1 protein-coding gene is annotated in these 421 nt (G+C 57.7%); it reads left to right on the plus strand.

What is annotated here, in order from left to right; genetic code table 11:
• The coding region (locus EN879_RS38595) for an SbmA/BacA-like family transporter (RefSeq protein WP_281034645.1) at positions 1–421 on the plus strand (421 nt) is incomplete at both ends.

Consider the following 421-nt stretch of genomic DNA (forward strand, 5'->3'; position numbering starts at 1 on the left):
GTCATGATCCAGTTGCAGGCCCATATCACCGAGTTGCCGATTATCGGCGCGATTCCACAGCCATTGGTTGTCGCAGCCCTTGCCTGGTGTCTGTTCGGGACGATCTCGGTCATGGTTGCAGGTCTGAAACTTCCAGGGCTGCAGTTCCGCAACCAGCGCGTTGAGGCAGCCTACCGCAAGGAACTCGTCTACGGCGAGGATCACGCGGACCGGGCCCAGCCGGCCACCACGGCCGAGCTGTTCGAGAATGTTCGCCACAATTATTTCAGGCTCTATTTCCACTACATCTATTTCAACGTCGTCCGTTACACCTACCTGCAGGCCGACAACATTTTCTCGCTGCTGATCCTCGGTCCCTCGCTGGTGGCGCACAAGATCACGTTCGGCGCGCTGAACCAGATTTCGAACGCATTCGGCAAGG

Origin of the sequence: Mesorhizobium sp. M7A.F.Ca.AU.002.02.1.1 (assembly GCF_003998535.1) — a bacterium.
GTDB classification, from domain to species: domain Bacteria; phylum Pseudomonadota; class Alphaproteobacteria; order Rhizobiales; family Rhizobiaceae; genus Mesorhizobium; species Mesorhizobium ciceri.